22 protein-coding genes and 1 riboswitch are annotated in these 26,787 nt (G+C 74.7%); of the genes, 20 read left to right on the forward strand and 2 right to left on the reverse strand.

Translation table 11 applies throughout. The annotated features are described in order from the left end of the window. Positions 1-33: 33 nt before the first annotated feature. From carA to GA0070614_RS26475, 17 genes are all read left to right on the forward strand, one after another. Positions 34-1,176, forward strand: coding sequence for a glutamine-hydrolyzing carbamoyl-phosphate synthase small subunit (gene carA, locus GA0070614_RS26395; RefSeq protein WP_172892631.1), 1,143 nt, complete (start codon positions 34-36; stop codon positions 1,174-1,176). Continuing rightward, a complete protein-coding gene (carB, locus tag GA0070614_RS26400; RefSeq protein ID WP_088978483.1) occupies positions 1,169-4,540 on the forward strand; it encodes a carbamoyl-phosphate synthase large subunit in 3,372 nt (1,123 codons plus the stop codon). The genes carA and carB overlap by 8 nt, the downstream gene beginning before the upstream one ends. Before the next feature lie 124 nt (positions 4,541-4,664). After that, positions 4,665-5,696: a quinone-dependent dihydroorotate dehydrogenase gene (locus GA0070614_RS26405; protein ID WP_088978484.1), complete on the forward strand. Its 1,032-nt coding sequence runs from the start codon at positions 4,665-4,667 to the stop codon at positions 5,694-5,696. A gap of 49 nt (positions 5,697-5,745) precedes the next feature. Then, positions 5,746-7,020, forward strand: coding sequence for an adenosylmethionine--8-amino-7-oxononanoate transaminase (locus GA0070614_RS26410; RefSeq protein WP_088978485.1), 1,275 nt, complete (start codon positions 5,746-5,748; stop codon positions 7,018-7,020). A 314-nt stretch (positions 7,021-7,334) separates the two neighbouring features. Continuing rightward, on the forward strand, positions 7,335-8,168 hold the full coding sequence (pyrF, locus tag GA0070614_RS26415; protein ID WP_088978486.1) for an orotidine-5'-phosphate decarboxylase: 834 nt from the start codon (positions 7,335-7,337) through the stop codon (positions 8,166-8,168). A 170-nt stretch (positions 8,169-8,338) separates the two neighbouring features. After that, the gene (gene mihF / locus GA0070614_RS26420) at positions 8,339-8,656 is read left to right on the forward strand and encodes an integration host factor, actinobacterial type (protein ID WP_088962722.1); all 318 of its coding nucleotides are present in this window, start codon (positions 8,339-8,341) and stop codon (positions 8,654-8,656) included. Positions 8,657-8,682: 26 nt separating this feature from the next. Further along, positions 8,683-9,216 carry a nucleoside/nucleotide kinase family protein gene (locus GA0070614_RS26425; protein WP_088978487.1) on the forward strand — a complete coding sequence of 178 codons (534 nt, stop codon included), beginning with the start codon at positions 8,683-8,685 and terminating at the stop codon, positions 9,214-9,216. A 50-nt stretch (positions 9,217-9,266) separates the two neighbouring features. Beyond that, positions 9,267-9,530: a DNA-directed RNA polymerase subunit omega gene (gene rpoZ, locus GA0070614_RS26430; RefSeq protein WP_088978488.1), complete on the forward strand. Its 264-nt coding sequence runs from the start codon at positions 9,267-9,269 to the stop codon at positions 9,528-9,530. A 15-nt stretch (positions 9,531-9,545) separates the two neighbouring features. Beyond that, positions 9,546-10,754 (forward strand): bifunctional phosphopantothenoylcysteine decarboxylase/phosphopantothenate--cysteine ligase CoaBC, encoded by a 1,209-nt coding sequence (coaBC, locus tag GA0070614_RS26435; RefSeq protein WP_088978489.1) that lies wholly within the window; start codon positions 9,546-9,548, stop codon positions 10,752-10,754. Positions 10,755-10,852: 98 nt separating this feature from the next. Continuing rightward, the gene (gene metK, locus GA0070614_RS26440) at positions 10,853-12,043 is read left to right on the forward strand and encodes a methionine adenosyltransferase (RefSeq protein WP_088978490.1); all 1,191 of its coding nucleotides are present in this window, start codon (positions 10,853-10,855) and stop codon (positions 12,041-12,043) included. A 59-nt stretch (positions 12,044-12,102) separates the two neighbouring features. Further along, positions 12,103-14,238: a primosomal protein N' gene (locus tag GA0070614_RS26445; protein ID WP_088978491.1), complete on the forward strand. Its 2,136-nt coding sequence runs from the start codon at positions 12,103-12,105 to the stop codon at positions 14,236-14,238. Positions 14,239-14,463: 225 nt separating this feature from the next. Next, positions 14,464-15,447, forward strand: coding sequence for an AAA family ATPase (locus GA0070614_RS26450; RefSeq protein WP_088978492.1), 984 nt, complete (start codon positions 14,464-14,466; stop codon positions 15,445-15,447). A gap of 76 nt (positions 15,448-15,523) precedes the next feature. Beyond that, positions 15,524-16,795: a cytochrome P450 gene (locus GA0070614_RS26455; protein ID WP_088978493.1), complete on the forward strand. Its 1,272-nt coding sequence runs from the start codon at positions 15,524-15,526 to the stop codon at positions 16,793-16,795. 43 nt (positions 16,796-16,838) lie between these two features. Next, on the forward strand, positions 16,839-17,399 hold the full coding sequence (gene def / locus GA0070614_RS26460; protein WP_088978494.1) for a peptide deformylase: 561 nt from the start codon (positions 16,839-16,841) through the stop codon (positions 17,397-17,399). A 5-nt stretch (positions 17,400-17,404) separates the two neighbouring features. Beyond that, positions 17,405-18,331 carry a methionyl-tRNA formyltransferase gene (gene fmt / locus GA0070614_RS26465; protein ID WP_088978495.1) on the forward strand — a complete coding sequence of 309 codons (927 nt, stop codon included), beginning with the start codon at positions 17,405-17,407 and terminating at the stop codon, positions 18,329-18,331. Continuing rightward, positions 18,328-19,902: a transcription antitermination factor NusB gene (locus tag GA0070614_RS26470; protein WP_231933391.1), complete on the forward strand. Its 1,575-nt coding sequence runs from the start codon at positions 18,328-18,330 to the stop codon at positions 19,900-19,902. The genes fmt and GA0070614_RS26470 overlap by 4 nt, the downstream gene beginning before the upstream one ends. A gap of 103 nt (positions 19,903-20,005) precedes the next feature. After that, on the forward strand, positions 20,006-21,400 hold the full coding sequence (locus tag GA0070614_RS26475) for a helix-turn-helix domain-containing protein (RefSeq protein ID WP_088978496.1): 1,395 nt from the start codon (positions 20,006-20,008) through the stop codon (positions 21,398-21,400). Positions 21,401-21,593: 193 nt separating this feature from the next. On the opposite strand, the gene GA0070614_RS26480 is transcribed toward GA0070614_RS26475, so the two are convergent. Beyond that, the gene (locus GA0070614_RS26480; RefSeq protein ID WP_088978497.1) at positions 21,594-22,484 is read right to left on the reverse strand and encodes a septum formation family protein; all 891 of its coding nucleotides are present in this window, start codon (positions 22,482-22,484) and stop codon (positions 21,594-21,596) included. A 68-nt stretch (positions 22,485-22,552) separates the two neighbouring features. Continuing rightward, complete coding sequence (locus GA0070614_RS26485) at positions 22,553-23,437, reverse strand: septum formation family protein (RefSeq protein ID WP_088978498.1); 885 nt, start codon at positions 23,435-23,437, stop codon at positions 22,553-22,555. Between the two features lie 259 nt (positions 23,438-23,696). On the opposite strand from GA0070614_RS26485, the gene rpe reads away from it, so the two are divergent. The 3 genes from rpe to ribD all read left to right on the forward strand — a co-directional run bounded on the left by rpe (position 23,697) and on the right by ribD (position 26,786). Then, a complete protein-coding gene (rpe, locus tag GA0070614_RS26490; protein ID WP_088978499.1) occupies positions 23,697-24,377 on the forward strand; it encodes a ribulose-phosphate 3-epimerase in 681 nt (226 codons plus the stop codon). 1 nt (position 24,378) lies between these two features. Then, the gene (locus GA0070614_RS26495) at positions 24,379-25,338 is read left to right on the forward strand and encodes a response regulator (protein ID WP_088978500.1); all 960 of its coding nucleotides are present in this window, start codon (positions 24,379-24,381) and stop codon (positions 25,336-25,338) included. Between the two features lie 62 nt (positions 25,339-25,400). Further along, positions 25,401-25,574: riboswitch (FMN riboswitch) on the forward strand. Between the two features lie 150 nt (positions 25,575-25,724). Beyond that, positions 25,725-26,786, forward strand: coding sequence for a bifunctional diaminohydroxyphosphoribosylaminopyrimidine deaminase/5-amino-6-(5-phosphoribosylamino)uracil reductase RibD (ribD, locus tag GA0070614_RS26500; RefSeq protein WP_088978501.1), 1,062 nt, complete (start codon positions 25,725-25,727; stop codon positions 26,784-26,786). Position 26,787: the final 1 nt, after the last annotated feature.

The following is a 26,787-nucleotide window of genomic DNA, read 5'->3' on the forward strand; positions in this document are numbered from 1 at the left end:
TCCCGCAGTCCGGATCGAAGGAGGGACGGCATGGTGAAGCGCAGGCCTGCGATCCTCGTGCTCGAGGACGGGCGCACGTTCCCCGGCGAGGCGTACGGCAGCGTCGGGGAGACCTTCGGCGAGGCGGTCTTCAACACCGGCATGACCGGCTACCAGGAGACCCTGACCGACCCCTCCTACCACCGGCAGGTGGTGGTGCAGACCGCGCCGCACATCGGCAACACCGGCGTCAACGGCGAGGACGACGAGTCCGGCCGGATCTGGGTCGCCGGCTACGTGGTGCGCGACCCGGCCCGCATCGGCTCCAACTGGCGCGCCACCGGCGGTCTGGAGGACCGGCTCGCCGCCGAGGGCGTGGTCGGCATCAGCGGGGTTGACACCCGGGCGCTGACCCGGCACCTGCGTGAGCGCGGCGCGATGCGGGTCGGCATCTCCAGCGTCGACGACGACCCGCGCGCCCTGCTGGCCCGGGTCCGCCAGTCCCCGCAGATGGTGGGCGCGGACCTCTCGGCCGAGGTGACCACCGCCAAGCCGTACGTGGTCGAGGCGGAGGGTGAGCACCGGTTCACCGTCGCCGCGCTGGACCTGGGCATCAAGCGCAACGTCCCGCGCCGGCTCGCCGCGCGCGGGGTCACCACCCACGTGCTGCCCGCCGGCTCGACCATCGACGACCTGCTCGCCACCGGCGCGGACGCGGTCTTCTTCTCGCCCGGCCCGGGTGACCCGGCCACCGCCGACGGCCCGGTGGCGCTGGCCCGTGAGGTGCTCGGCCGGCGGATCCCGCTGTTCGGCATCTGCTTCGGCAGCCAGATCCTCGGCCGGGCGCTCGGCTTCGGCACCTACAAGCTGGGCTACGGCCACCGCGGCATCAACCAGCCGGTGCTCGACCGGGCCACCGGCAAGGTCGAGGTGACCAGCCACAACCACGGCTTCGCCGTCCAGGTGCCGGGCGCGCGGGCCGGGGCGGTCGTCCCCGACCAGGTGATCGAGACCGAGTTCGGCGGCGTCCAGGTGTCACACGTCTGCCTCAATGACAACGTGGTCGAGGGGCTGCGGGCCAAGGACGTGCCCGCCTTCACCGTCCAGTACCACCCGGAGGCGGCGGCCGGCCCGCACGACGCGGACTACCTCTTCGACCGCTTCGCCGAGCTCATCGAAGGCGGAAAGAATGCCTAAGCGCACCGATCTCAAGCACATCCTGGTCATCGGCTCCGGGCCGATCGTCATCGGGCAGGCCTGCGAGTTCGACTACTCCGGCACCCAGGCGTGCCGGGTGCTGCGCGCCGAGGGGATCCGGGTCAGCCTGGTGAACTCCAACCCGGCGACGATCATGACCGACCCGGAGTTCGCCGACGCCACGTACGTCGAGCCGATCACCCCGGAGTTCGTCGAGCTGGTCATCGCCAAGGAGCGCCCCGACGCGCTGCTGCCGACCCTCGGCGGGCAGACCGCGCTGAACACCGCGGTCGCCCTGCACGAGGCGGGCGTGCTCGACAAGTACGGCGTGGAGTTGATCGGCGCGAACATCGAGGCGATCCACCGCGGCGAGGACCGGCAGCTGTTCAAGGACATCGTCGCCAAGGCCGGCGCCCGGCTCGGCATCGACGACCCCGCCACGCTGGTGCCGCGCTCGCGGGTCTGCCACTCCATGGCCGAGGTCGAGGCGACCGTGGCCGAGCTGGGCCTGCCGGTGGTCATCCGCCCGTCGTTCACCATGGGCGGCCTGGGCTCCGGCATGGCGCACACCGACGAGGACCTGGCGCGCATCGCCGGCGCCGGCCTGGCCGCCAGCCCGGTGCACGAGGTGCTCATCGAGGAGAGCGTGCTCGGCTGGAAGGAGTACGAGCTCGAACTGATGCGCGACCGCCACGACAACGTGGTGGTGGTCTGCTCGATCGAGAACGTCGACCCGATGGGCGTGCACACCGGCGACAGCGTGACCGTCGCCCCGGCGATGACGCTCACCGACCGGGAGTACCAGCGCCTGCGCGACCTGGGCATCGCGGTGCTGCGCGAGGTCGGGGTGGACACCGGCGGCTGCAACATCCAGTTCGCGGTCAACCCGGCCGACGGCCGGATCGTCGTGATCGAGATGAACCCCCGGGTGTCCCGCTCCTCGGCGCTGGCCTCCAAGGCGACCGGCTTCCCGATCGCCAAGATCGCCGCCAAGCTGGCCATCGGCTACACCCTGGACGAGATCCCCAACGACATCACCCTGAAGACCCCGGCGGCGTTCGAGCCGACCCTGGACTACGTGGTGGTGAAGATCCCCCGGTTCGCGTTCGAGAAGTTCCCCGGCGCCGACCCGGAGCTGACCACCACGATGAAGTCGGTCGGCGAGGCGATGAGCCTCGGGCGCAACTTCACCGAGGCGCTCAACAAGGCGATGCGCTCGATGGAAACCCAATCATCGGGTTTCTGGACCACTCCAGATCCGCAGGGCGCCACCAGGGAGAACACCCTCGCCGCGCTGCGGATGCCGCACGACGGCCGGCTGTACACCGTCGAGCGGGCGCTGCGCCTGGGCGCCTCCATCGCCGAGGTGGCCGCCGCCTCCGGCGGGATGGACCCGTGGTTCCTGGACCAGATCGCCGCGCTCGTCGAACTGCGCGCCGAGATCGTGGACGCCCCGGTGCTCGACGCCGACCTGCTGCGCCGGGCCAAGCGGGCCGGCCTGTCCGACCGGCAGCTCGCCGCGCTCCGCCCCGAGCTGGCCGCCGAGGACGGGGTGCGCACCCTGCGGCACCGGCTCGGCGTCCGGCCGGTCTACAAGACGGTGGACACCTGCGCCGCCGAGTTCGAGGCGACCACGCCGTACCACTACTCCACCTACGACCAGGAGACCGAGGTCGTCCCGTCGGCCCGGCCGAAGGTGCTCATCCTGGGCTCCGGGCCGAACCGGATCGGCCAGGGCATCGAGTTCGACTACTCCTGCGTGCACGCCGTCCAGGCGCTGCGCAGCGCGCCCGTCGGCGGAGCCGCCGAGGCCGGTTTCGAGACGGTCATGGTCAACTGCAACCCGGAGACCGTCTCCACCGACTACGACACCGCCGACCGGCTCTACTTCGAGCCGCTGACCTTCGAGGACGTGCTGGAGGTCTGGCACGCCGAGGACTCCTCCGGCAAGGCGGCCGGCGGGCCCGGCGTGGTCGGGGTGATCGTCCAACTCGGCGGGCAGACCCCGCTGGGGCTGGCGCAGCGGCTCAAGGACGCCGGGGTGCCGGTGGTCGGCACCTCGCCGGAGTCGATCCACCTGGCCGAGGAGCGGGGCGCCTTCGGTGCGGTGCTCGCCCGCGCCGGGCTGCGCGCCCCGGCGCACGGCATGGCCACCTCGTACGACGAGGCGAAGGCGATCGCCGACGAGATCGGGTACCCGGTGCTGGTCCGGCCGTCGTACGTGCTCGGCGGGCGGGGCATGGAGATCGTCTACGACGACGCCACCCTGCGCGACTACATCGGGCGGGCCACCGACATCTCCCCGGACCACCCGGTGCTGGTGGACCGGTTCCTCGACGACGCCATCGAGATCGACGTGGACGCGCTCTGCGACGCCGACGGCGAGGTCTACCTCGGCGGCGTGATGGAGCACATCGAGGAGGCCGGCATCCACTCCGGCGACTCGTCCTGCGCGCTGCCGCCGATCACCCTGGCCGGCTCGCACCTGACCCAGGTGCGCCGCTACACCGAGGCGATCGCCCGGGGGGTGGGCGTCAAGGGCCTGCTCAACGTCCAGTACGCCCTCAAGGACGACATGCTCTACGTGCTGGAGGCCAACCCGCGTGCCTCCCGTACCGTCCCGTTCGTCTCCAAGGCCACGGCGGTGCCGCTGGCCAAGGCGGCGGCCCGGATCGCGCTCGGCGCCACCATCGCCGAGCTGCGCGCCGAGGGCATGCTCCCGGCCACCGGGGACGGCGGCAGCATGCCCGCCGACGCCCCGATCGCGGTGAAGGAGGCGGTGCTGCCGTTCAAGCGGTTCCGCACCCCGTCCGGCAAGGGCATCGACTCGCTGCTCGGCCCGGAGATGAAGTCCACCGGTGAGGTGATGGGCATCGACACCAACTTCGGGCACGCCTTCGCCAAGTCGCAGTCGGCCGCGTACGGCTCGCTGCCCACCGGCGGCAAGATCTTCGTCTCGGTCGCCAACCGGGACAAGCGGGGCATGATCTTTCCGATCAAGCGCCTGGCCGACCTGGGCTTCGAGATCGTCGCCACCACCGGCACGGCGGAGGTGCTGCGCCGGCACGGCATCGCCTGCGAGCAGATCCGCAAGCACTACGAGTCGGGCGAGGGCGAGGACGCGGTGTCGCTGATCCTCGGCGGCGACGTGGCCCTGGTGGTGAACACCCCGCAGGGCTCCGGCGCGAGCGCCCGTTCGGACGGCTACGAGATCCGCAGCGCCGCCGTGACCGCCGACATCCCCTGCATCACCACCGTCCCCGGCGCGGCGGCGGCGGTCATGGGCATCGAGGCCCGCATCCGCGGCGACATGCGGGTGCGCCCCCTCCAGGAGCTCCACGCGGCCCTGCGGGCCGCCCAGTGACCGGCGCGCCCGCCCGGCCCGCTGCCTCCTCCGCCGCGTCGATCGAGACGTTGCGGTCCGCCCCGGGCCCGTCTCCGGACGCGAACGTCGTGATCGACGCGGCAGGCGCGCGGGGGAGCGCGCGGTGATCTTCGAGAAGGTGGTGCGGCCGCAGCTGTTCCGCATCGGGGGTGGGGACGCCGAGGCGGCGCACGAGTGGACGCTGCGGCGGCTGGCCGTGCTCTCCCGGCGGCCCGGGGCGCTCGCGGCGCTGCGGGCGCGGTACCTGGTGCGCGCGCCGCGGACGGTGTTCGGGGTGGAGTTCCCCAACCCGGTCGGGCTCGCGGCGGGGATGGACAAGAACGGGGTCGCGCTGCCCGCCTGGCCGGCGCTCGGCTTCGGCTTCGTCGAGGTCGGCACGGTCACCGCGCACGCCCAGCCGGGCAACCCCCGACCCCGGCTGTTCCGGCTGCGCGACAGCGACGCCGTGATCAACCGGATGGGCTTCAACAACGCCGGCGCCGAGGCGCTGGCGGCCCGGCTGGCGGCGCTGCCCCGCCCGCTCGGGGTGCCGCTGGGCATCTCGCTGGGCAAGTCCAAGGTGACCCCGCTGGACGAGGCGGTCGAGGACTACCTCGCCTCGTACCGGGCGCTGCGCGAGCACGGCGACTACTTCGCGGTCAACGTCTCCTCGCCGAACACCCCCGGCCTGCGCAGCCTGCAGGACAAGAGCCACCTGGACGCCCTGCTGGCGGCGCTGGTGGGGGAGAAGCCGGTGCTGGTGAAGATCGCCCCGGACCTCACCGAGCCGGCCATCGCCGAGCTGCTGGAGGTCTGCCTGGCCCGGGGCGCGGCCGGTGTGATCGCCACCAACACCACGCTGGCCCGCGACGGCCTCGCCCCGGCCGACCGGGCACGCGGCGGTGAGACCGGCGGCCTCTCCGGCCGGCCGCTGCGCGGGCGGGCCCGGGAGGTGGTCGCCTTCGTGCACGCCGAGACCGGCGGCCGGCTGCCGGTGATCGGGGTCGGCGGCATCCTCGACCCGGACGACGCCGCCCGGATGTTCGACGCCGGGGCCAGCCTGGTGCAGCTCTACACCGGCTTCATCTACCGCGGCCCGGGCCTGGTCCGGGCCGCCGCCCGGGTCGCGGCCGCCGCGCCGACGCCGGCGGGGTGAGGCGGCCGGTGGCCGGGGCGGCGACCGACGAGGGTACGGAGGAGAGCGCGTGACGCCCGAGGAGATCCTGGCCGCCGACCGGGCCCACGTCTGGCACCCGTACGCGGCGCTGCCACCGGCCGTCGCGCCGTACGTGGTGCACAGCGCCGAGGGCGTACGGCTGCGGCTGGCCGACGGCCGGGAGCTGGTCGACGGGATGTCGTCCTGGTGGGCGGCGATCCACGGCTACCGGCACCCGGTGCTCGACGCGGCCGTCACCGACCAGCTCGGCCGGATGAGCCACGTGATGTTCGGCGGGCTCACCCACGAGCCGGCCGTCCGGCTGGCGCGCACGCTGGTGGAGCTGACCCCCGACGGCCTGGAGCACGTCTTCCTGGCCGACTCCGGCTCGGTCTCCGTCGAGGTGGCCGTGAAGATGTGCCTGCAGTACCAGCGGGCCACCGGCCGGCCGGAGCGGCGGCGGCTGGGCACCTGGCGGGGTGGTTACCACGGCGACACGTTCCACCCGATGAGCGTCTGCGACCCGGAGGGGGGCATGCACCACCTGTGGGGCGACGTGTTGCCCCGGCAGGTCTTCGCCCCCGCCCCGCCGGGTGGCTTCGACGACGGGCCCGACCCGGCGTACGCGGCGGCGCTGACCGACGCGGTGCAGCGGCACGCCCACGAGCTGGCCGCGGTGATCGTGGAGCCGGTGGTGCAGGGCGCGGGTGGGATGCGCTTCCACCACCCCGGCTACCTGCGGGTGCTGCGCGAGGTGACCCGGGCCCACGGGGTGCTGCTGATCTTCGACGAGATCGCCACCGGCTTCGGCCGCACCGGGACCATGTTCGCCGCCGAGCACGCCGGGGTGGTTCCGGACGTGCTCTGCGTCGGCAAGGCGCTCACCGGCGGCTACCTGACCCTGGCCGCCGCGCTCTGCACCCCGGAGGTGGCCCGGGGCATCTCGGCGGGCGGGGTGCTGGCGCACGGGCCGACCTTCATGGGCAACCCGCTCGCCTGCGCGGTCGCCAACGCCTCCCTGGGGCTGCTGCGGGCCGGTGACTGGGCCGGGCAGGTGTCCAGGGTGGGCGCCGGGCTGCGGGCCGGTCTGGAGCCGCTGCGCGGCGCCGCCGGGGTGCGCGACGTGCGGGTGCTGGGGGCCATCGGGGTGGTGCAGTTGGACCACGAGGTGGACCTCGCGGCGGCGACGGCCGCGGCGGCGGCGCAGGGGGTCTGGCTGCGCCCGTTCCGCGACCTGGTCTACACCATGCCGCCGTACGTCACCGACGACGCCGACGTGGCCCGGATCGCGGCCGGGATCGCCGCGGCGGTGAAGGCGGGCTGACCCGCCGGCGGCACGGCGGTCGGCGAACCGAGGGACCGGTCGGCCTCGACCGGCCCGTGCGGCGGGCCTGCCGGCCGGTGGGGGACGCCGGGGAGAGCGGGGCCGGCCCGGGACGCCGGCCGGAGGACGGGCCGGTGCGGGTACGCCGGCCCGGAGTACGGGGCCGGGGACGCCGGCCCGGAGTACGGGGCCGGGGCCGGGGGGACGCCGGTCCGAGGACGGGGCCGGAGCGGGGCCGGTGCGGGGACGCCGGCCCGATGAGGGGACGGGCCGGCGGACGCCGGCGCGCACGAGCGTGTGGAGGAGAGGGACGGATGGAGACCTTCGGTGTCCGGCTGCACCGGGCCGTGACCGAGCGGGGACCGCTCTGCGTGGGCATCGACCCGCATCCCGGGCTGCTGGCCCGCTGGGGGCTGCCCGACGACGTCGACGGGTTGGACCGGTTCGCCCGGACGGTCGTCGAGGCGATCGGTGACCAGGTCGCGGTCGTCAAGCCCCAGTCGGCCTTTTTCGAGCGTTTCGGTGCCCGGGGTGTCGGGATTCTAGAGTCAACTATCCGACAGTTGCGAGAATCGGGCGCGCTCGTTCTGCTTGACGTCAAGCGCGGCGACATCGGCTCCACCGTCGCGGCGTACGCCTCGGCGTACCTCGATCCGGCCGCTCCGCTGTATGTCGACGCGGTGACCGCCAGTCCTTACCTGGGCGTCGGATCGTTGGCGCCGATGTTCGAGCTGGCGGCCACGCACGGTGGCGGCGTCTTCGTGCTGGCGCTCACCTCGAACCCCGAGGGGGCGCAGGTGCAGCGGGCGCACGGCGCCGACGGACGCACCGTCGCGCAGACCGTCATCGACGAGATTTCCCAGCTCAACGCGGGTGCGCAGCCGCTCGGCAGCTTCGGGCTGGTGGTCGGGGCGACGATCGGCGACACCGGCCACGACCTCTCCCGGGTCAACGGTCCGCTGCTCGCCCCGGGCCTCGGCGCGCAGGGCGCGACGGCCGCCGACCTGCGTACCGTGTTCGGGTCGAGCCTGCCGTCGGTGCTCCCGTCGTACTCGCGCGAGGTGCTGGGCGCCGGCCCGGATCCGGCCGCCCTGCGGGCCGCCGCGGAGCGTGTCCTGGCCGACTGCCGGGGCGTTCTGGCTGACTGACGGCTCGGTCACTTTACGTTGATCTTCGCGTGCCCACGTTGCCGAAAGCGCCGTCGACCGCTAGTTTTCCCCGCGCTGGTAACCACGGACCCCTTTGGTTGCCAGCGACACCACGTTTCACAGAGCGGCGGCGCGTTCCGCCCGTCGCGATAGGGACCTGAGGAGAACTGGTGCCGCTCCCGTCACTGACCCCCGAGCAGCGCGCTGCCGCGCTGGAGAAGGCTGCGGAGATCCGCAAGGCCCGTGCTGAGCTGAAGGAGCAGCTCAAGCAGGGCAAGACCACCCTCGCCGCCGTCCTTGAGCGGGCCGAGTCCGACGACGTCGTCGGCAAGCTGAAGGTCTCGGCCGTCCTGCAGGCGATGCCGGGCATCGGCAAGATCCGGGCCACCCAGATCATGGAGAAGCTCAAGATCGCCGACAGCCGTCGCCTGCGTGGCCTGGGCGAGCAGCAGCGCAAGGCGCTGCTTGGAGAGTTCGCCGCGAACTGATCGCCGCCACCGTGTAGAAACAAGCGGTGAGCACGGATGACGAGACGCGCCCGGCGGCTCGGCTCACCGTCCTGACCGGACCTTCGGGTGCCGGCCGGGACGGTGTCGTCGAGTTGGTCCGGGCGCGTTCTCCGTCCGTGTGGGTGCCGGTGCCGGTCACCACCAGGCCGTGCCGCCCCGGCGAGGCCGACGGCGTGGACCGGCTCTTCGTCACGCCCGCCGAGTTCGACCGGATGGTCGCCGCCGGCGAGCTGCTGGAGTGGTTCCGGCTGGGACCGCACCTGCGCGGCACGCCCCGCGAGCCGCTGCGGGCCCGGCTGGCGCAGGGGTGGCCGGTGCTGCTCCCGCTCGACCTGCCCGGCGCGCTCGCCGTCCGGGAGGCCCTGCCGGACGTCCGACTGGTGCTGCTGACGCCGCCGGGACGCGGTCCGGACCCGGCGCTCGCCGCAGCCGTCGGACACACCGTCGTGCACGACCGCACCGAGCGGGCCGTGGGTGAGCTGGTAGGCTTGCTCGGTTCTTCCTGTCCGGCTCCCGCCCGGCCGCGACTGCGCGGTTGAGCGACCCGCCGCGCTCGCGCGGACACAACAGACGCAGAGGGTTAATTTTCGTGGGATCCATCGCCAACCCCGAGGGCATCACCAACCCGCCGATCGACGAGCTGCTCGAGAAGACCACCTCGAAGTACGCGCTGGTGATCTTCGCCGCCAAGCGGGCCCGCCAGGTCAACGCCTACTACAGCCAGCTCGGCGAGGGTCTGCTGGAGTACGTCGGCCCGCTCGTGGAGACCACCCCGCAGGAGAAGGCGCTCTCCATCGCCATGCGCGAGATCAACGCGGGCCTGCTCACCGCCGAGCCGACCGACCAGCCGTAACACCCCCGCGCGCCGATGTCCGCCGAGATCGTCCTGGGGGTCGGTGGCGGCATCGCCGCCTACAAGGCGTGTGAGCTGCTGCGGCTGTTCACCGAGTCGGGTCACCGGGTCCGCGTCGTGCCGACCGCGTCGGCGCTCCGGTTCGTCGGGGCGCCGACCTGGGCGGCGCTCTCCGGCCGTCCGGTGGCCGACGACGTCTGGTCCGACGTGCACGAGGTGCCGCACGTCCGGCTCGGCCAGCGGGCGGACCTGGTGGTGGTCGCGCCGGCCACGGCGGACCTGCTCGCCAAGGCGGCCCACGGCCTCGCCGACGACCTGCTCACCAACACGCTGCTCACCGCCCGGTGCCCGGTGGTGCTCGCCCCGGCGATGCACACCGAGATGTGGGAGCACCCGGCCACCGTCGCCAACGTCGCCACGCTGCGGTCCCGGGGCGTACGGGTGATCGAGCCCGCCGTCGGCCGGCTCACCGGCGCCGACACCGGCAAGGGGCGGCTGCCCGACCCGGCGGAGATCTTCGCGGTGGCCCGCCGCGCCCTCGCCCGCGGCGTCGACGCCCCGGCCGACCTCGCCGGCCGGCACGTGGTGGTGACCGCCGGGGGCACCCGCGAGCCGCTGGACCCGGTCCGGTTCCTCGGCAACCGCTCCTCCGGCAAACAGGGGTACGCCTTCGCCCGCGCGGCGGTCGCCCGGGGCGCCCGGGTCACCCTGGTCTCGGCGAACGTCGCCCTGCCCGACCCGGCCGGCGTCGATCTGGTCCGCGTCGGCACCACCGAGGAGTTGCGCAAGGCCACCCTGGAGGCCGCCGCCGACGCCGACGTGGTGGTGATGGCCGCCGCCCCGGCGGACTTCCGGCCGGCGACGTACGCCCCCGGCAAGATCAAGAAGTCGGACGACGGCAGCGCGCCCACCATCGAACTGGTCACCAACCCCGACATCGCCGCCGAGCTGGGCCGACGCCGCCGCCCCGAGCAGGTGCTGGTGGTCTTCGCCGCCGAGACCGGCGACGCCGAGGCCAACGGCCGGGCCAAGCTCGTCCGCAAACGTGCGGACCTCGTCGTGGTCAACGAGGTCGGCGTCGACAAGGTCTTCGGCGCCGAGACCAACGCGGCCACCGTCATCGGCGCGGACGGTTCCCTGCACACGCTGCCGGAGCAGGCGAAGGAGGAGCTGGCCGACAGCGTCTGGGACCTCGTGGTCGCGCGGCTGGCCGACCGATCCTGAACACTGGTCACATCCGTGTTCCCAAGTCACCCTGGAACCGGGATGGCTAAACTGCCGCGAGCGAACTGTTCCACCGAGATCAAGTGATTAGGAGTACCGTGACACGTCTCTTCACGTCCGAATCGGTCACGGAAGGCCACCCGGACAAGATCGCCGACCAGATCAGCGACGGCATCCTCGACGCCCTGCTCGCCAAGGATCCGCACAGCCGTGTCGCGGTGGAGACCCTGATCACGACGGGTCAGGTGCACGTCGCCGGCGAGGTGACCACCAAGGCGTACGCGGACATCCCGACCATCGTCCGGGAGACCATCCTGGAGATCGGGTACGACTCGTCGAAGAAGGGCTTCGACGGCGCGTCCTGCGGCGTCAGCGTCTCCATCGGCCAGCAGTCCGCCGACATCGCCCAGGGCGTCGACAACGCCTTCGAGCTGCGTACCGGCGCGTCGGAGAGCGCGCTGGACGCGCAGGGCGCCGGTGACCAGGGCATGATGTTCGGTTTCGCCTGCTCGGAGACGCCCGAGTTGATGCCGCTGCCGATCGCGTTGGCGCACCGGTTGGCGCGTCGGCTGGCGGCGGTGCGCAAGGACGGCACGGTGCCGTACCTGCGTCCGGACGGCAAGACCCAGGTCACCATCGAGTACGACGGTCTGCGTCCGGTTCGGCTGGACACGGTGGTCGTCTCCAGCCAGCACGCCGCGGACATCTCCCTGGAGTCGTTGCTGACCCCGGACGTGCGCGAGCACGTCATCGCGCCGGAACTGGAGAGCCTCGGTCTGGACACCGAGGGCTACCGGCTGCTGGTGAACCCGACCGGCCGGTTCGAGATCGGTGGCCCGATGGGTGACGCGGGTCTGACCGGGCGGAAGATCATCGTCGACACCTACGGCGGGTACGCGCGGCACGGTGGTGGCGCGTTCTCCGGCAAGGACCCGTCGAAGGTGGACCGGTCGGCGGCGTACGCGATGCGCTGGGTGGCCAAGAACGTGGTGGCCGCCGGGCTGGCCGAGCGCTGCGAGGCGCAGGTCGCGTACGCGATCGGCAAGGCGCACCCGGTGAGCCTGTTCATCGAGACGTTCGGCACCGAGAACGTGCCGGTCGCCGCGATCGAGAAGGCCGTCGCCGAGGTGTTCGACCTGCGTCCGGCCGCGATCATCCGGGACCTGCACCTGCTGCGCCCGATCTACCAGCAGACCGCCGCGTACGGCCACTTCGGCCGTGAGCTGCCGGACCTGACCTGGGAGAACACCGACCGGGCCGCCGACCTCAAGTCGGCCGCGGGAGCCTGACCGGCACCAGGCGCAGCGACCGGCGACCCGCTGACGGGTCGCCGGTCGCTCGCGTCTGCGTGGACGTGCCGCTGCCGCACCTGGACCGCCCCTTCGACTACCTGGTCCCCGCCGAGCTGGACGCCGAGGCGCGCCCCGGGGTCCGGGTGAAAGTCCGCTTCGCCGGTCAGCTCGTGGACGGCTGGCTGCTGGACCGGGTCGCGGAGTCCGCCCACCCCCGGCTGGCGTACCTGGAGAAGGTCGTCTCCCCGGAGCCGGTGCTCGCGCCGGAGGTCGCCCGGCTGGCCCGGGCGGTCGCCGACCGGTACGCCGGCAGCCTCGCCGACGTGCTCCGCCTCGCCGTCCCGCCCCGGCACGCCCGGGTCGAGAAGGAGCCCCGCGACACCCCGGACACCCACGACGCCGCCCCGGGCGTGGCCCCGACCGCCGGCGGCACCGCCCGAGGTGTGGCCCTGACCGGCGACGACACCGCCCGGAGCGTGGCCCTGACCGGCGACGGCACCGCCCGGAGCATGGCCCCGACCGGCGGCGGCACCGTCCCGGCCGGCGGCGGGACCCGAGCGGCCGGCGCGTCCGCCGCCACCGGTCCCGGCACACCGTCCGCCGGTCACCCGACACCCGACCCCGGCGCCGCCCCGGCCGTCGATCCGCGCGGGTGGCGGGACTACCCGGCCGGCCCGGCGTACCTGCGGGCGCTCGCCGAGGGACGGGCCCCCCGCGCGGTCTGGTCGGCCCTGGCCGGTGAGGACTGGGCGGCGCGGTACGCCGACGCGGTCGCCGCCACCGTCGCCGGTGGCCGGGGCGCGGTCGTGGTGGTGGCCGACGCCCGGGACCTCGACCGCCTGGACACCGCGCTCACCGCGACGCTCGGGCCCGGCCGGCACGCCTGCCTCTCCGCCGCCCTCGGCCCGGCCCGCCGGTACCGCGCCTTCCTCGCCGCGCGGCGCGGCGACGTGCCCGTGGTGATCGGCACCCGGGCGGCCATGTTCGCCCCGGTCGACCGGCTCGGCCTGGTGGCGATCTGGGACGACGGCGACGACCTGCACGCCGAGCCCCGGGCCCCGTACCCGCACGCCCGGGACGTGCTGCTGACCCGCGCCCGGCTCGCCGAGGCCGCCACCCTGGTCGGCGGGTTCACCCGTACCGCCGAGGCGCAGTTGCTGGTGGAGACCGGCTGGGCCCGCGAGGTGGTCGCCGACCGGGCGACCGTGCGGGCGCGTACCCCGGCCATCGCCCCCACCGGCGACGACCCGCAACTGGCCCGCGACCCCGGCGCGGCCACCGCCCGGCTGCCCAGCCTGGCCTGGACCACCGCCCGCGACGCCCTGCGTGCGGACGCCCCGGTGCTGGTCCAGGTGCCCCGCCGCGGTTACCTCCCGGCGGTCGCCTGCGCGCACTGCCGTACCCCGGCCCGCTGCCCGCACTGCGCCGGTCCGCTGGCGCTGCCCTCGGCCGACGGCACGCCCGCCTGCCGCTGGTGCGGCCGGGTCGCCGCCGCGTACGCCTGCCCGGAGTGCGGTGGGCGGCGGCTGCGCGCCTCGGTCACCGGGGCCCGGCGCACCGCCGAGGAGCTGGGCCGGGCCTTCCCCGGCGTGCCGGTGCGCACCTCGGGCCGGGAGGAGGTGCTGGGCGCGGTGCCCGGCGGCGCGGGCCTGGTGATCGCCACCCCGGGCGCGGAGCCGCCCGCCGAGGGCGGCTACGGGGCGGTGCTGCTGCTCGACTCGTGGGCCCTGCTCACCCGGGCCGACCTGCGCGCCGGTGAGGAGGCGCTGCGTCGCTGGCTGAGCGCCGCCGCGCTGGCCCGGCCCGGCCCGGCCGGCGGTCGGGTGGTCGTGGTCGCCGACGGGGCGCTCGCCCCGGTGCAGGCGCTGCTGCGCTGGGACCCGGCCTGGTTCGCCGCCCGGGAACTGGCCGAGCGGCGGGAGCTGGGCTTCCCGCCGGCGATGAAGATGGCCAGCGTCACCGGCACGGCGGAGGCGGTGGCCGGCCTGCTCGCCGAGGCCCGGCTGCCCGACGACGCCGAGGTGCTCGGCCCGGTGCCGGCCGACGAGGGCCGCGAGCGGATGCTGGTCCGGGTGCCCCGGGCCCGGGCCGCCGCCCTGGCCGAGGCGCTGCACATCGCGGCCGGGGTGCGCAGCGCCCGCAAGGCCGCCGAACCGGTCCGGCTCCAGGTCGACCCGTTGAGCCTGTTCTGAGGGCCGCCCGCCGCCGTCCCGGCGGGTGACCCCGGGCACTCCGACGGGTCGGCCGGCCGTTGCGGAGCGTCACCGTCGCACACCGCGTCCGGCAAATGGCTGGCAGGTGCGTGATAGCATCGCCCGTCATGCCCGGGCGCACGAATGGCGCGACGATGGCGGAAGGCGCCGGTCCGGTGCCGAATCGATGATGTCAATCAGCCGGTGATCAGGGGTGGACCAGTCGTGACCGTCCGTAAATCGATCGTCTTCAACGGTGACCTCGGCAGCGGCAAGAGCACCGTCTCCGTCGAGATCGCCGAGCGGCTCGGGATGCGCCGGGTCAGCGTCGGCGACCTCTACCGCCAGATGGCCCAGGAGCGGCAGATGACCGCGCTCCAGCTCAACCTGCACGCCGAGCTGGACCAGGCCGTCGACGGCTACGTCGACCAGTTGCAGCGCGACATCGCCGCCTCCGGCGAGTCGCTGGTGATGGACTCCCGGCTGGCCTGGCACTTCTTCACCGACGCGCTCAAGGTGCACATGATCACCGAACCGGGCGAGGCGGCCCGCCGGGTGCTGCTGCGCCCCTCCGGCCCGGCCGAGAGCTACACCTCGCTGGAGGAGGCGAAGGCCAAGCTCCGGGAGCGCAGCGAGAGCGAGCGCAGCCGGTTCATCGTCCGCTACGGCGTCGACAAGGCCCGGCTGCGCAACTACGACCTGATCTGCGACAGCACCCGGGCCACCGCGGCCGAGGTGATCGCGCACATCATCGACGTGTACGAGGGACGGCTCGGCGCCGACGTGCTCGACCAGGCCCCGCCGCTGCTGCTGCTCGACCCGGCCCGGGTCTTCCCCACCGAGGACATCGCCACCCTGCGCGGGCTCTGGGACTCGGAGTTCGTCGGGGAGGTGGCCGAGGCCGGCGACGAGGCCCTGGAGCCGCTGCGGATCGGCTACACCGGCGAGTACTACTTCGTCGTCGACGGCCACCGTCGGCTCAGCGCCGCCCTGCAGAACGGCTTCCACCTGGTGCCGGCCCAGCTCGTGGCGGAGGTCGACGAGCCGGTCGTCGGCGGCATGAGCGCGATCGACTACTTCGCCGCCCACGCCCGCCCGTCGACGATCCACGACTGGGAGGCCGCGCACGGCATCACCCTGCCGCTGCCCGAGCACGCCCTGCTCGGCGGCGACGCTGTCCTGGCGGGGGAGCCGGGCGCCGGCGCCTGACCGGTCCGGGGTCGCCCCGGCGGCGCCCGGGCGCGCATGATGGAGCCTTCCGACGCATCGACGCGGGAGGCCGGTCATGGACCCAGCCGAGGCGCTCGCCCTGCTCATGTCGCCGCCGGGGCGCATCGACCCGTACCCCACCTACGAGCTGCTGCGCGCCCACGGGCCGGTGGCCCGGGCCGGGCCGGTCTTCTTCGCGGTCACCGGCTACGCCGAGGCCGACGAGATCCTGCGTGACCCCCGCTTCGGGGTGATGGACGACGCGCTGCGCGACCAGTTCCTGCCCGGCTGGCGCGACAGCCCCGCCGTCGCCGCCATCTCCCGCTCCATGCTGCGCACCAACCCGCCCGACCACAGCCGGATGCGGCGGCTCGCGGCCGGGGCGTTCACCCCGCGCCGGATCGCCGCCATGCGGGACGTGGTGGCCGCCCAGGCCGACGAGCTGGTCGACACGATGCTGGGGCGGGCCCGCGCCGGGGAGCCGGTCGACTTCCTGGCCGACTTCGCGTACCCGCTGCCGGTCGGGGTGATCTGCGCGCTGCTCGGCGTTCCGGCGGCCGACCGGCCGCTGTTCCGTCGCTGGGCGGCCGACCTGACCGGGGTGCTGGAGCCGGAGATCACCCTCGACGAGCTGGCCGTCGCCGACCGGGGCGCCGCCGAGCTGACCGGCTACTTCGCCGCGCTGGTCGAGGACCGCCGCCGCGCGCCCGCCGACGACCTGACCACCGCCCTGGTGCAGGTGCACGACGCCGACGGCGGCCGGCTCTCCGGCGACGAGCTGCTGGCGAACCTGGTGGTGCTGCTGGTCGCCGGCTTCGAGACCACCACCAACCTGCTCGGCAACGGCCTGGTCGTGCTGCTCGACCACCCCCGCGCCGCGCAGGCGCTGCGCGCGCACCCCGACCTCGCCGCCGACCACGTGGAGGAGCTGCTGCGCTACGACTCGCCGGTGCAGCTCACCACCCGGGTCAACACCGCCCCGGCGACCGTGGGCGGGATCGACCTGCCCGCCAGCAGCTGGACGCTGCTGCTGCTCGGCGCGGCCAACCGGGACCCGCGGCGCTACCCGCGACCGGCGCGGTTCGACCCGTGGCGGCCCCCGTCGCACCCGCTGTCGTTCGGGGCCGGGCCGCACTACTGCCTCGGCGCCGGGCTGGCCCGGCTGGAGGCGCAGGTCGCCTTCCCGCTGCTGCTGCGCCGGCTGCCCGGCCTCGCGCTCGCCGGCCGGCCCCGGCACCGGACCCGGCTCACCCTGCGCGGCTACGAGACCCTGCCGGTGACCATCGACACGGCGTCGGCGGCGGCGCATCGCGGTACGCCGGCCGGGACCGCCCCCGGCACTCCGTAGACTGGTACGGCATCCGTCCGTCCCGCCGAAGGAGCCACACCGAGTGACCGTCCAGCCCATCCGTCTGTTCGGGGATCCGGTGCTGCGCACGCCGGCCGATCCGGTCGTCGACTTCGACGTCGAGCTGCGTAGGCTCATCGCCGACCTCACCGACACGATGCGCGAGCAGGGCGGGGCCGGCCTGGCCGCACCGCAGCTCGGGGTGGGCCTGCGGGTGTTCACCTTCGACGTCGACGACGTCCTCGGCCACCTGGTCAACCCGGTGCTGGAGTTCCCCGACGAGGAGGAACAGGACGGCCCCGAGGGCTGCCTCTCCATCCCCGGGCTCTACTTCGACACCAGGCGCCGGCAGAACGTCGTCGCCAAGGGCTTCAACGGCTACGGCGACCCGTTGCAGATCGTCGGCACCGGGCTGATGGCGCGCTGTGTGCAGCACGAGACCGACCACCTCGACGGGGTGCTCTTCGTCGACCGGCTGGACCCGGCCGGGCGCAAGCAGGCGATGAAGGCCATCCGCCAGGCCGACTGGTACGACCCGGGCGCCCCGCCCACGGTCAAGCTGAGCCCGCACGCCGCCGGCAACCCCTTCGGCCTGGGGCGGTGACCCGGATGCGCCTGGTCTTCGCCGGTACGCCGGCCGTCGCCGTGCCCGCCCTGGCCGCCGTGCACGCCTCCGGGCACGAGCTGCTGGCCGTGGTCACCCGGCCCGACGCCCCCGCCGGCCGTGGTCGTAACCTGGTCCGCTCGCCCGTCGGCGCCTGGGCCGACGAGCACGGCGTCGAGGTGCTCACCCCGGCCCGGCCCCGGGAGCCGGAGTTCCTCGACCGGCTGCGCGAGCTGGCCCCGGACTGCGTCCCCGTGGTCGCCTACGGCGCGCTGGTGCCGCCGGTCGCCCTGGAGATCCCCCGGCACGGCTGGATCAACCTGCACTTCTCGCTGCTGCCCGCCTGGCGGGGCGCGGCCCCGGTGCAGCACGCCGTGCTGCACGGCGACGAGCTGACCGGCGCCAGCGTCTTCCAGCTGGAGCAGGGGCTGGACACCGGCCCGGTGTACGGCACCCTCACCGACGAGATCCGCCCCACCGACACCTCCGGCGACCTGCTGGAGCGGCTGGCCCACTCCGGGGCCGGTCTGCTGGTGGCCGTCCTCGACGCGATCGAGGCGGGCACGGCCCGCGCCGAGCCGCAGCCGGCCGACGGGGTGTCGCTGGCGCCGAAGCTGACGGTGGAGGACGCCCGGGTGCGCTGGAGCGACCCGGCGTTCGCGGTGGACCGGCGCATCCGCGCCTGCACCCCCGCCCCCGGCCCGTGGACGACCTTCCGCGACGAGCGGGTCAAGCTCGGCCCGGTCACCCCGGTGTCGGACGGCCCCGAGCTGAAGCCGGGCGAGCTGCTCACGGAGAAGTCCCGGGTGCTGGTCGGCACCGCGACGGCGCCGGTGCGGCTCGGCGAGGTCCGGGCGGCCGGCAAGAAGGCCATGTCGGCGAGCGACTGGGCACGTGGCGCCCGGGTCGCCGCCGGCGAGGTGTTCGCGTGAGCGCCCCCTCGGACCGTCCCGACAGCTTCCGCTCCGACAACCCCCGCGGGGACCGGTCCGCCGGTCGCGGCGCCGCCCCCCGTGGTGACCGGTACGACCGGTCCGCGCCCCGCCGTGCCGACGCGCCGCGCGGCGACCGTCCGGGCGGCTTCCGTGGCGACCGGTCCGGTGGCGGCCGGGCCGGCGCCGACCGGCGTGGTGGCCGTCCAGGCCCGGCCGTCGACCTGCCCCGGTACGCCGCCTACCAGGCGGTCGCCGCGGTGCACCGGGACGACGCGTACGCCAACCTGGTGCTGCCGTCGATCCTGCGCGAGGAGGGGCTGACCGGTCGGGACGCCGCCTTCGCCACCGAGCTGACCTACGGCACGCTGCGCCACCTCGGCACCCTGGACGCGATCCTCACCGACGCGGCCGGCCGCGACGTCGAGCGGATCGACCCGCCGGTACGCGACGCGCTGCGGCTCGGGGCGTACCAGCTCCTGCACACCCGGGTGCCGGCGCACGCGGCGGTGTCGTCCACCGTCGACCTGGTCCGCGCCGTCGGGCCCGGCGCCACCGGTTTCGCCAACGCGGTGCTGCGCGAGGTGTCCGGCCGCGACGCCGACGCCTGGGTGGCGAAGCTCGCCCCGCCGATGGAGACCGACCCGATCGGGCACCTCGCCCTGGCGTACAGCCATCCGCAGTGGATCGTGCGGGCCTTCAACGAGGCGCTCGGCGGTGACCTGGGCGAGACCACCCGGCTGCTGATCGAGGACAACGAGCGGCCCCCGGTGCACCTGTGCGCCCGACCCGGCCTGGCCGACCCGGTGGAGCTGGCCGACGAGGTGGGCGGCGCGCCCGGCGCGTTCTCGCCGTACGCGGTCTACCTCTCCGGCGGCGCGCCGGGCGACCTGCCGGCGCTGGCCCAGGGGCGGGTGCACGTGCAGGACGAGGGCTCCCAACTCGTGGCCCACGCCCTGGCCCACGCCCCGCTGGACGGCCCGGACGGGCGGTGGCTCGACCTGTGCGCCGGTCCCGGCGGCAAGTCCGGCCTGCTCGGCGCGCTCGCCGCGCAGCGCGGCGCGCGGCTGACCGCCGTCGAGGTCTCCGAGCACCGGGCCCGGCTGGTCGAGCAGGCCACCCGGGGCCTGCCGGTGAACGTGCTGCACACCGACGGGCGGACCGTCGGCGCCGACCCGAAGCTGCCGGAGGGGCACTTCGACCGGGTGCTGGTGGACGCGCCCTGCACCGGGCTGGGGTCGCTGCGCCGTCGGCCGGAGTCCCGGTGGCGGCGTCAGCCGTCCGACCTGCCGCCGCTGACCCGGTTGCAGCGGGAGCTGCTCACCGCCGCGCTGCGCGCCACGCGCCCCGGTGGCCTGGTCGCGTACGTGACCTGCTCGCCGCACACGGTGGAGACGCACGTGACGGTGACCGAGGCGGCCCGCCGCGCCGCGGTGCCGGCCGACTTCGTCGATGCCCGTACCCTGCTGCCGGCCGGCATGCCGGGGCTGGGCGACGGCCCGACGGTGCAGCTCTGGCCGCACCGGCACGGCACCGACGCGATGTTCCTGGCGGTGCTGCGCCGGGGCTGAGCCCGAGCGGGCCTCCACAGCCCCATTGACCTGCCCCGATCGGCTGCTATAGTCCACCACCACTCGACCCGGACCGGTCGGACCCGGGCGATCGGGAGGGGCGATGGAGGGCCGTGGGGCCGAACGGTGGGTGGAGTTCGGTCGGGAGCTGCGCTCGTGGCGGCGCCGGGCCGGGCTGACCCAGGGTCAGCTCGGCCTGCGGGTCGGCTACCACCACAGCGTGATCAGCAAGGTGGAGGGCGGCCTGCGGGAGCCACCGATGGGGCTGCCCGCGCGCCTGGACGAGCTGCTGCGCACGGGCGGCGCGTTGACCGCGCTGGCCGGGCCGACCACCGGACGGCGCGGCGCCCACCTGGCGGCGAGCGACCCGACCCTGTTCGCGGTGCTGCCGGGCGCGGACACCGCCGACCGGGTCACGCCTCCCGGTGTGCCGGGGTGGCCGCTGCGGCTGCCGGACCGGGGTTTCTCCTGCCCGTTGCACGGCGACGACGGCTGCCCGGTGCCGCCGGCCGGGGACGTGCTGGCGGCGCTGGCCCGGCTCGACCGGCGCGACCCGGCGACGCTGCCGACCGAGCCGGTGCCCGACCTGGTGCACGGATTGACCGCGCTGCTGCCGGGTTACACGCGGGCGACCGTCGAGAGTGTCTCGACCGAGGTCGTCGGCGCCATCGAGCACGTGCTGCACCTGCTGGTGCGCTGGGCCGAGGTGGTCGACACCGCCGGGCGGTCCCCGCACAGCCTGCTGCGCCTCGCCGCCCACTACGCCCAGCTCGCCGGCCGGCTGCGGATGCAGCGGGGGCAGAGCGCGGTCGGGATGGCCTGGGTCGGGCACGGCCTGCGGTGGGCCGGCGTCTGCGCCGACCGGGTCGCCCAGGCCATGCTCTTCACCGACTACTGCACGTTGACCCGGCTGGACCGCGACGGCGCGTCGTCGCTGGCGTACGCCCGGGCGCTCGGGGCGGTGGACCCGAACCGGGGCTGGATGTCGACGCTGTCGCACCTGTACCAGGCCCGGGCGTACGCCGTCGACGGTGGGGTGGCCGAGTGTCGGCGGCAGGTCGGGCTGGCCCGTCGGGGACTGTCCCGGCTCGACGAACGGGACCGCACGGAGGTGCCGTGGCTGACCGGCGACGAGGGCGAGGTGCGGGTCGAGTCGTCCGTCGGCGGGGCGTTGCGTGACCTGGCCGCCCACACCGGGGACCGGCCCACGGCCCGGCGGGCGGTGCACGCCACCCAACGGTCGCTGGCCCACCTGCCGGCGCGGATGCGCCCGACGTACCTGCTGCTCACCCTGCGGCTGGCGGACAGCTACGCCTGCGCGGGGATGCCGGACGCGGCGGTGGAGGTGGCGACGCCCGTCGCGCAGGAGGCGCTGCGGACCGGGCGGACCACCATCGTGCACGAGCTGCGCGGCCTGCACACCCGGCTGTGTGCCGGCTGGGGCGACCTGCCGGAGGTCCGTGAGCTGACGGAACGGCTGCGCGTCGCGCACCGGTGAGCCGCGCCGGGCCGCCTGATGTGCCGGATTGTGACAGTCCGGCCGTGCCCGGCCGGGGTCTGGTTGACCGCCCGGCCGGTGAATGTGAGGGTCTCCTGGTCCGGGTGCGGACGGGGCGTTCCGCCACGAGTCCCAGCTCGCCCCAGCCGCGGGCCGCCGTCCGTGCCCGGGCGTTCCCGACCCGTCCGGCGCCTCAGCGCAGCGGCAGCCCACGGGTGCCGGCGCCCTTGAGGGAGCGGGTCGGCGCGCGGTCGTCGAGCCACAGGAAGCACTGCACGCCGCGATTGCCGTCGCGCCACTGGCGTTCCCGGGGGTGGTAGAAGATCGAGCCGGCGCGGAAGCGCACCGCGTCGTCGTCCGGCACCCCGGTGTACCTCGCGATCAGCCGGAGGCATCCCCGGTGCACCCGCTCGTCGCCCCGGCCGAGCTGGGCGTGGCTGACGCCCTCGGCCTGCCAGACGCCGACGAACTCGGCGTGGTGCCGGGCGGTGCAGGCGACCGGGACCATCGCCTCGACGGCGCCGTCGGCCACCCTCGGGTCGAAGCAGCGCAGCCGCAGGTCGCCGTCGCCCTTCAACGCGCCGCGCAGGCTGCCGGTGCGGGGGACCGCCCCCGGCTCGTCGAGGCCACGGATCTCGCTGACGTCGCAACGGAACCAGCGGGCCCCGCCGGTCCAGGCCTCGGGGGAGGGCAGCACGACCACCAGATCGAGTCGGCCGGCGCGCCAGTCGCCGCCGAGGGCCCGGTGGACCTCCCGGTCGCACTCGGCGTGGGCCGCGCGCCGTGCCGCGCTGCCGCTCGCCGGCGGGGCCGCCGGGCTCGCGTGGGCCCCGGTGAGGGTGCCGACGTGCAGGGTCTCGCCGTGGTGCGGCAGCGCGCAGTCGACCGGCTGGTAGCCGCCGAGGTAACCGATGTGCTGCGTGCCCCGCTGGCAGACCCCGGCGGCCGGGACGAAGCGCTGCGGGGCGGCGAGCGCCGGCCAGTCGTCGACGAGGTCCGCGTCCAGCCCGGCCGGGGTGCGGCAGCCGGTGGACGCGAGGAGCGCGAGCAGGCCCACGAGGAGTGCCGTGCCGTACCGCCGCATCGCATCCGTTCCCTCGGCGCCGTCCGTCCTCGCGGCGGTGCCGCCACGGAGCGGCAGCATACCCGGCCTCAGATGGCGGGCAGCCCCTGCGGGCCGACGCCGCGCATCGACCGGGTCAGCTTCCGGTCGTCGCTCCACAGGAAGCAGCGGATGCCCCGGTCGCCCTCCTGCCACTCCCGCTGCGACGGCGGGTAGAAGATCGACCCGGCCCGGTACGGCAGGTCGGCGTTGTTGGGCACCTCGGCGAAGCTGGCGATCAGCGCCATGCAGCGCCGGTGCACCTGCTGGTTGGCCTTGATGAACTGCTCCCAGGTCAGGTCGCGTTCGAGGTACACGCCGACGAACTCGGCCCGGTGCGGCTCGGAGCAGAGCACCGGGGCCATGTAGTTCAGGTTGTTGCCGATGAGCTTCGGGTCGAAGCAGCGGTGGGAGAGCGGGTTGTCGCCGATCATCGCGCCGCGCAGGCTCCCGGTCCGGTTCACCGGGCGGGTGTTGTCGATGCTGTCGGTCTCGCTCAGGTCGCAGCGGAACCAGCGGGCGCCGCCGTTCCAGGCCGAGACGGTGGGCAGCGCGATGTTCAACGTCAGCCGCGCGGAGTGCCAGTCACCGCCGAGCACCTCGCGGGCGCGCTGGTCGCACTCGGCGCGCGCCGGGCGCAGCGCCGGCGACCCCGGCTCGGGCCGGGGGCCACGCTCGGCGGCGCCGGTGAACGCGCCCACGTGGATCGCCTCGGCCAGGTGGCTGCGGGCGCAGTCCACCGTGTCGTAGGTGCTGGCCTGCACCACCGCCGTGATCCGCGGCAGGCAGGCGTCCGTGGCGGGCACGAACAACTGGGGCACGGGCAGCGCCGGCCAGTCGTCGGTCAGGTCGCCGTCGCCCCGGTGCTGCTGGACGCAGCCGCTCATCGCCACCGTCGCGCCGGCCAGCGCCAGCGCCACGAGCCACCGTCGCATCGTCCGCCCTTTCCGGGAGATGACGGCCGATCATCGCGGCCCGCACGGCAGTGCCCCGCCGTCGGCCGTGCAGCATATGTGACCGTCCCCGATGGAGTGTTCCCGCGTTTCCGTCGATCGGCCAGTCACGGATGGCCTTTCGTTCGCCTTCCGGTCCTGCGGGGTCCAATCTTGCACCACCGGTCACCCCTGGGTCACAGGGTGTTCCCGATGGAGGCGCGCCGACCGCGGGGGGTGGCCGCGTTCGTACACTGGCCCGGTGACCGTACCGCCGCCGATCGTCGCGCCCAGCATCCTCGCCGCCGATTTCGCCCGCCTCGCCGAAGAGGTCCGCGCCGTGGAGGGCGCCGCGGACTGGTTGCACGTCGATGTGATGGACAACCACTTCGTGCCCAACCTGACGATCGGACTGCCGGTGGTGCAGAGCCTGCGGGCAGCCACCCAGATCCCGTTCGACGTGCACCTCATGATCACCGACCCCCGTCGCTGGGCCCCGGGTTACGCCGACGCCGGCGCCTACAACGTCACCTTCCACGCCGAGGCCTGTGACGACCCGGTGGCGCTGGCCAAGGACCTGCGCTCCGCCGGGGCGAAGGCCGGGCTGGCCATCGACCGGGACACCCCGATCGAGCCGTACCTGGAGCTGCTGCCGAGCTTCGACACCCTGCTGATCATGACGATCAAGGCGGGCTTCGGCGGCCAGCGGTTCATCCCGCAGCTGCTGGAGAAGGTGCGCGCCGCCCGCCGGCACGTCGACAGCGGCCACCTGGAGCTGCGGATCGAGGTCGACGGCGGGATCGCCGCCGACACCATCGAGCAGGCCGCCGCGGCGGGCGCCGACGCGTTCGTCGCCGGCACCGCGGTGTACGGGGCGGCCGACCCCGCCGAGGCGGTCCGCCGCCTGCGGGGGCTCGCGGAGCGCGCGGTCGCCGGGGCCTGACGTGGAGCCGGCCGGCGACCGACCCGACGTCATCCTCGTCGTCGACGACGACGAGGACATCGCCCGGTTCGTCGAGTTCAACCTGCGGCTGCACGGCTTCGAGGTGCTGCACGCCTCGGACGGGCAGGAGGCGCTGGAGGTCATCGAGCGGCAACGCCCCGACCTGGCCGTGGTGGACCTGATGATGCCGCGCATCGACGGCCTGGAGCTGACCCGCCGGCTGCGCGCCGACCCGATGACCTCCGCCCTCCCGGTGATCATGCTGACCGCCAAGGGGATGACCCAGGACAAGGTCAACGGCCTCAGCGTCGGCGCGGACGACTACCTGGTCAAGCCCTTCGACACGCTGGAGCTGGTGGCCCGGGTCAACTCCACGCTGCGCCGCAACAAGGAGTTCCGGGAGGTCTCCCCGCTGACCGGGCTGCCCGGCAACAGCCGGATCCGCCGGGAGATCAGCGACCGGGTGCGCAGCGGCGTCGACTACGCGGTCGGCTACATCGACATCGACCGGTTCAAGAGCGTCAACGACCGGTACGGCTTCGTGCGTGGCGACGAGTTCATCTCCGCGCTCGCCCGCAGCCTGCACCGGGCGGTGGTGTCGATCGGGCTGCCGCCGGCCTTCCTCGGCCACGTCGGCGGGGACGACTTCGTCATCGTCTGCACCCCGGAGCAGGTCCGGCCGCTCACCTCCCGGGCCGTGGTGGACTTCGAACGGGCCGCCGACAAGCTCTACGACCCCACCGACGCCGAGCGCGGCTACGTCGAGCTCAAGGACCGTCGGGGCAACGTGCGCCGGGCGCACCTGGTGACCCTCTCCATCGGCGTCTCGCTGTCGGACTCCCGCAAGCGCTTCACCGACCCGCTCGCCGCGATCGCGGTCGCCTCCGAGATGAAGACGGTCGCCAAGAGCCAACCGGGGTCGTACGTCGCGGTGGACCGCCGTCGCGCGGACGGTGTGTGAGGTAGCACGCCGGGAGTGGCGTACCCCCCGGCCCGACGTGTAAGACTTTCCGTGTACCCACCACGCGCTGGCGGGGCTCGGTGAAATTCCGAACCGGCGGTGATCCACGGTCCGACCGTGGTAAGCCCGCGACCCGGACGGCTCAGGCCGCCCGGTGGACCTGGTGAGAATCCGGGGCCGACGGTTGGCGGCGGGATCGTTCCGCTGCCAGACAGTCCGGATGGGAGACAGCGCGCGGGACGGGGCGGGCCTGCGTGGGCTGTCATCCAGCCGCCGCGTGGGCTCCCCGGGGCCGGCTGTGCCGTTCCCGGATCCGCCGCCGCCTGCCCGCGGCACCTCCCGTCGACCGCCCAGCGCGCGGACCGGCGAGTGAGAGGGCATGGGCCATGGCCGGCGTCTCCGTCGACGAGGCGATGCGTCGTGCCGTCGCGCTCGCCGCCCGTGGCCTCGGCACCACCAGCCCCAACCCGGTCGTCGGCTGCGTCCTGCTCGATCCGGACGGCACGGTCGTCGGCGAGGGATTCCACGCGTACGCGGGCGGACCGCACGCCGAGATCGTCGCGCTCGCCCAGGCCGGTGAGCGCGCCCGGGGCGGCACCGCCGTGGTCACCCTGGAACCCTGCGACCACACCGGCCGCACCGGCCCCTGCAGCCTCGCGCTGATCCGGGCCGGCGTCGCCCGGGTGGTCATCGCCGTGCCCGACCCCAACCCGGTCGCCTCCGGCGGCGCCGCCACGTTGCGCGCCGCGGGCGTCCAGGTGCAGTTCGGGGTACGCGCCGCCGAGGCCGAGGCCGGCAACGTCGCCTGGCTCACCTCGATGCGCCGCGGCTGGCCGTACGTGATCTGGAAGTACGCCGCCACCCTCGACGGCCGGTCCGCGGCGGCCGACGGCACCAGCATGTGGATCACCTCCGAGGCGGCCCGGATCGACGTGCACGCGCTGCGCGGCACGGTCGACGCGGTGATCGCCGGGGTGGGCACCGTGCTCGCCGACGACCCCCGGCTGACCGCCCGTAACCTGCGCGACGGCACCCTGGCCATCCGGCAGCCGCTGCGGGTGGTGGTGGACAGCGCGGGGCGTACCCCCGTCGGGGCCCGGGTGCGCGACGGCGCCGCGCGGACCTGGATCGCCACCGCCGCGGAGGTCGGCGCCGACCCGGACGGCCGGGTCGACCTGCCCGCGCTGCTGGCCGAGCTGCACCACCGCGGCGTGCGGGCCGCGCTGCTGGAGGGCGGCCCGCGACTGGCCGGCGCGTTCCTCGCCGCCGGCCTGGTCGACCGGATCGTCGGGTACGTCGCGCCGAAGCTGCTCGGCGCCGGCCCGACCGCGCTGCTCGACGCCGGCGTGACGACCATCGCCGACGCCATCGACCTGGAGATCACCGACGTTACGCAGGTCGGCCCCGACCTGCGGATCACCGCGCTGCCCCGGAAGAGGGAGGCCTGAC

The organism is Micromonospora coxensis (assembly GCF_900090295.1).
Lineage (GTDB): Bacteria > Actinomycetota > Actinomycetes > Mycobacteriales > Micromonosporaceae > Micromonospora > Micromonospora coxensis.

Bases quoted from the DNA above. Each gene is read 5' to 3' on its own strand.
- carB (WP_088978483.1), top strand. From the start codon at position 1,169: ATGCCTAAGCGCACCGATCTCAAGCACATCCTGGTCATCGGCTCCGGG.
- pyrF (WP_088978486.1), top strand. From the start codon at position 7,335: ATGGAGACCTTCGGTGTCCGGCTGCACCGGGCCGTGACCGAGCGGGGA.
- coaBC (WP_088978489.1), top strand. From the start codon at position 9,546: ATGTCCGCCGAGATCGTCCTGGGGGTCGGTGGCGGCATCGCCGCCTAC.
- GA0070614_RS26455 (WP_088978493.1), top strand. From the start codon at position 15,524: ATGGACCCAGCCGAGGCGCTCGCCCTGCTCATGTCGCCGCCGGGGCGC.
- fmt (WP_088978495.1), top strand. From the start codon at position 17,405: ATGCGCCTGGTCTTCGCCGGTACGCCGGCCGTCGCCGTGCCCGCCCTG.
- GA0070614_RS26475 (WP_088978496.1), top strand. From the start codon at position 20,006: ATGGAGGGCCGTGGGGCCGAACGGTGGGTGGAGTTCGGTCGGGAGCTG.
- GA0070614_RS26480 (WP_088978497.1), bottom strand. From the start codon at position 22,484: ATGCGGCGGTACGGCACGGCACTCCTCGTGGGCCTGCTCGCGCTCCTC.
- GA0070614_RS26485 (WP_088978498.1), bottom strand. From the start codon at position 23,437: ATGCGACGGTGGCTCGTGGCGCTGGCGCTGGCCGGCGCGACGGTGGCG.
- ribD (WP_088978501.1), top strand. From the start codon at position 25,725: ATGGCCGGCGTCTCCGTCGACGAGGCGATGCGTCGTGCCGTCGCGCTC.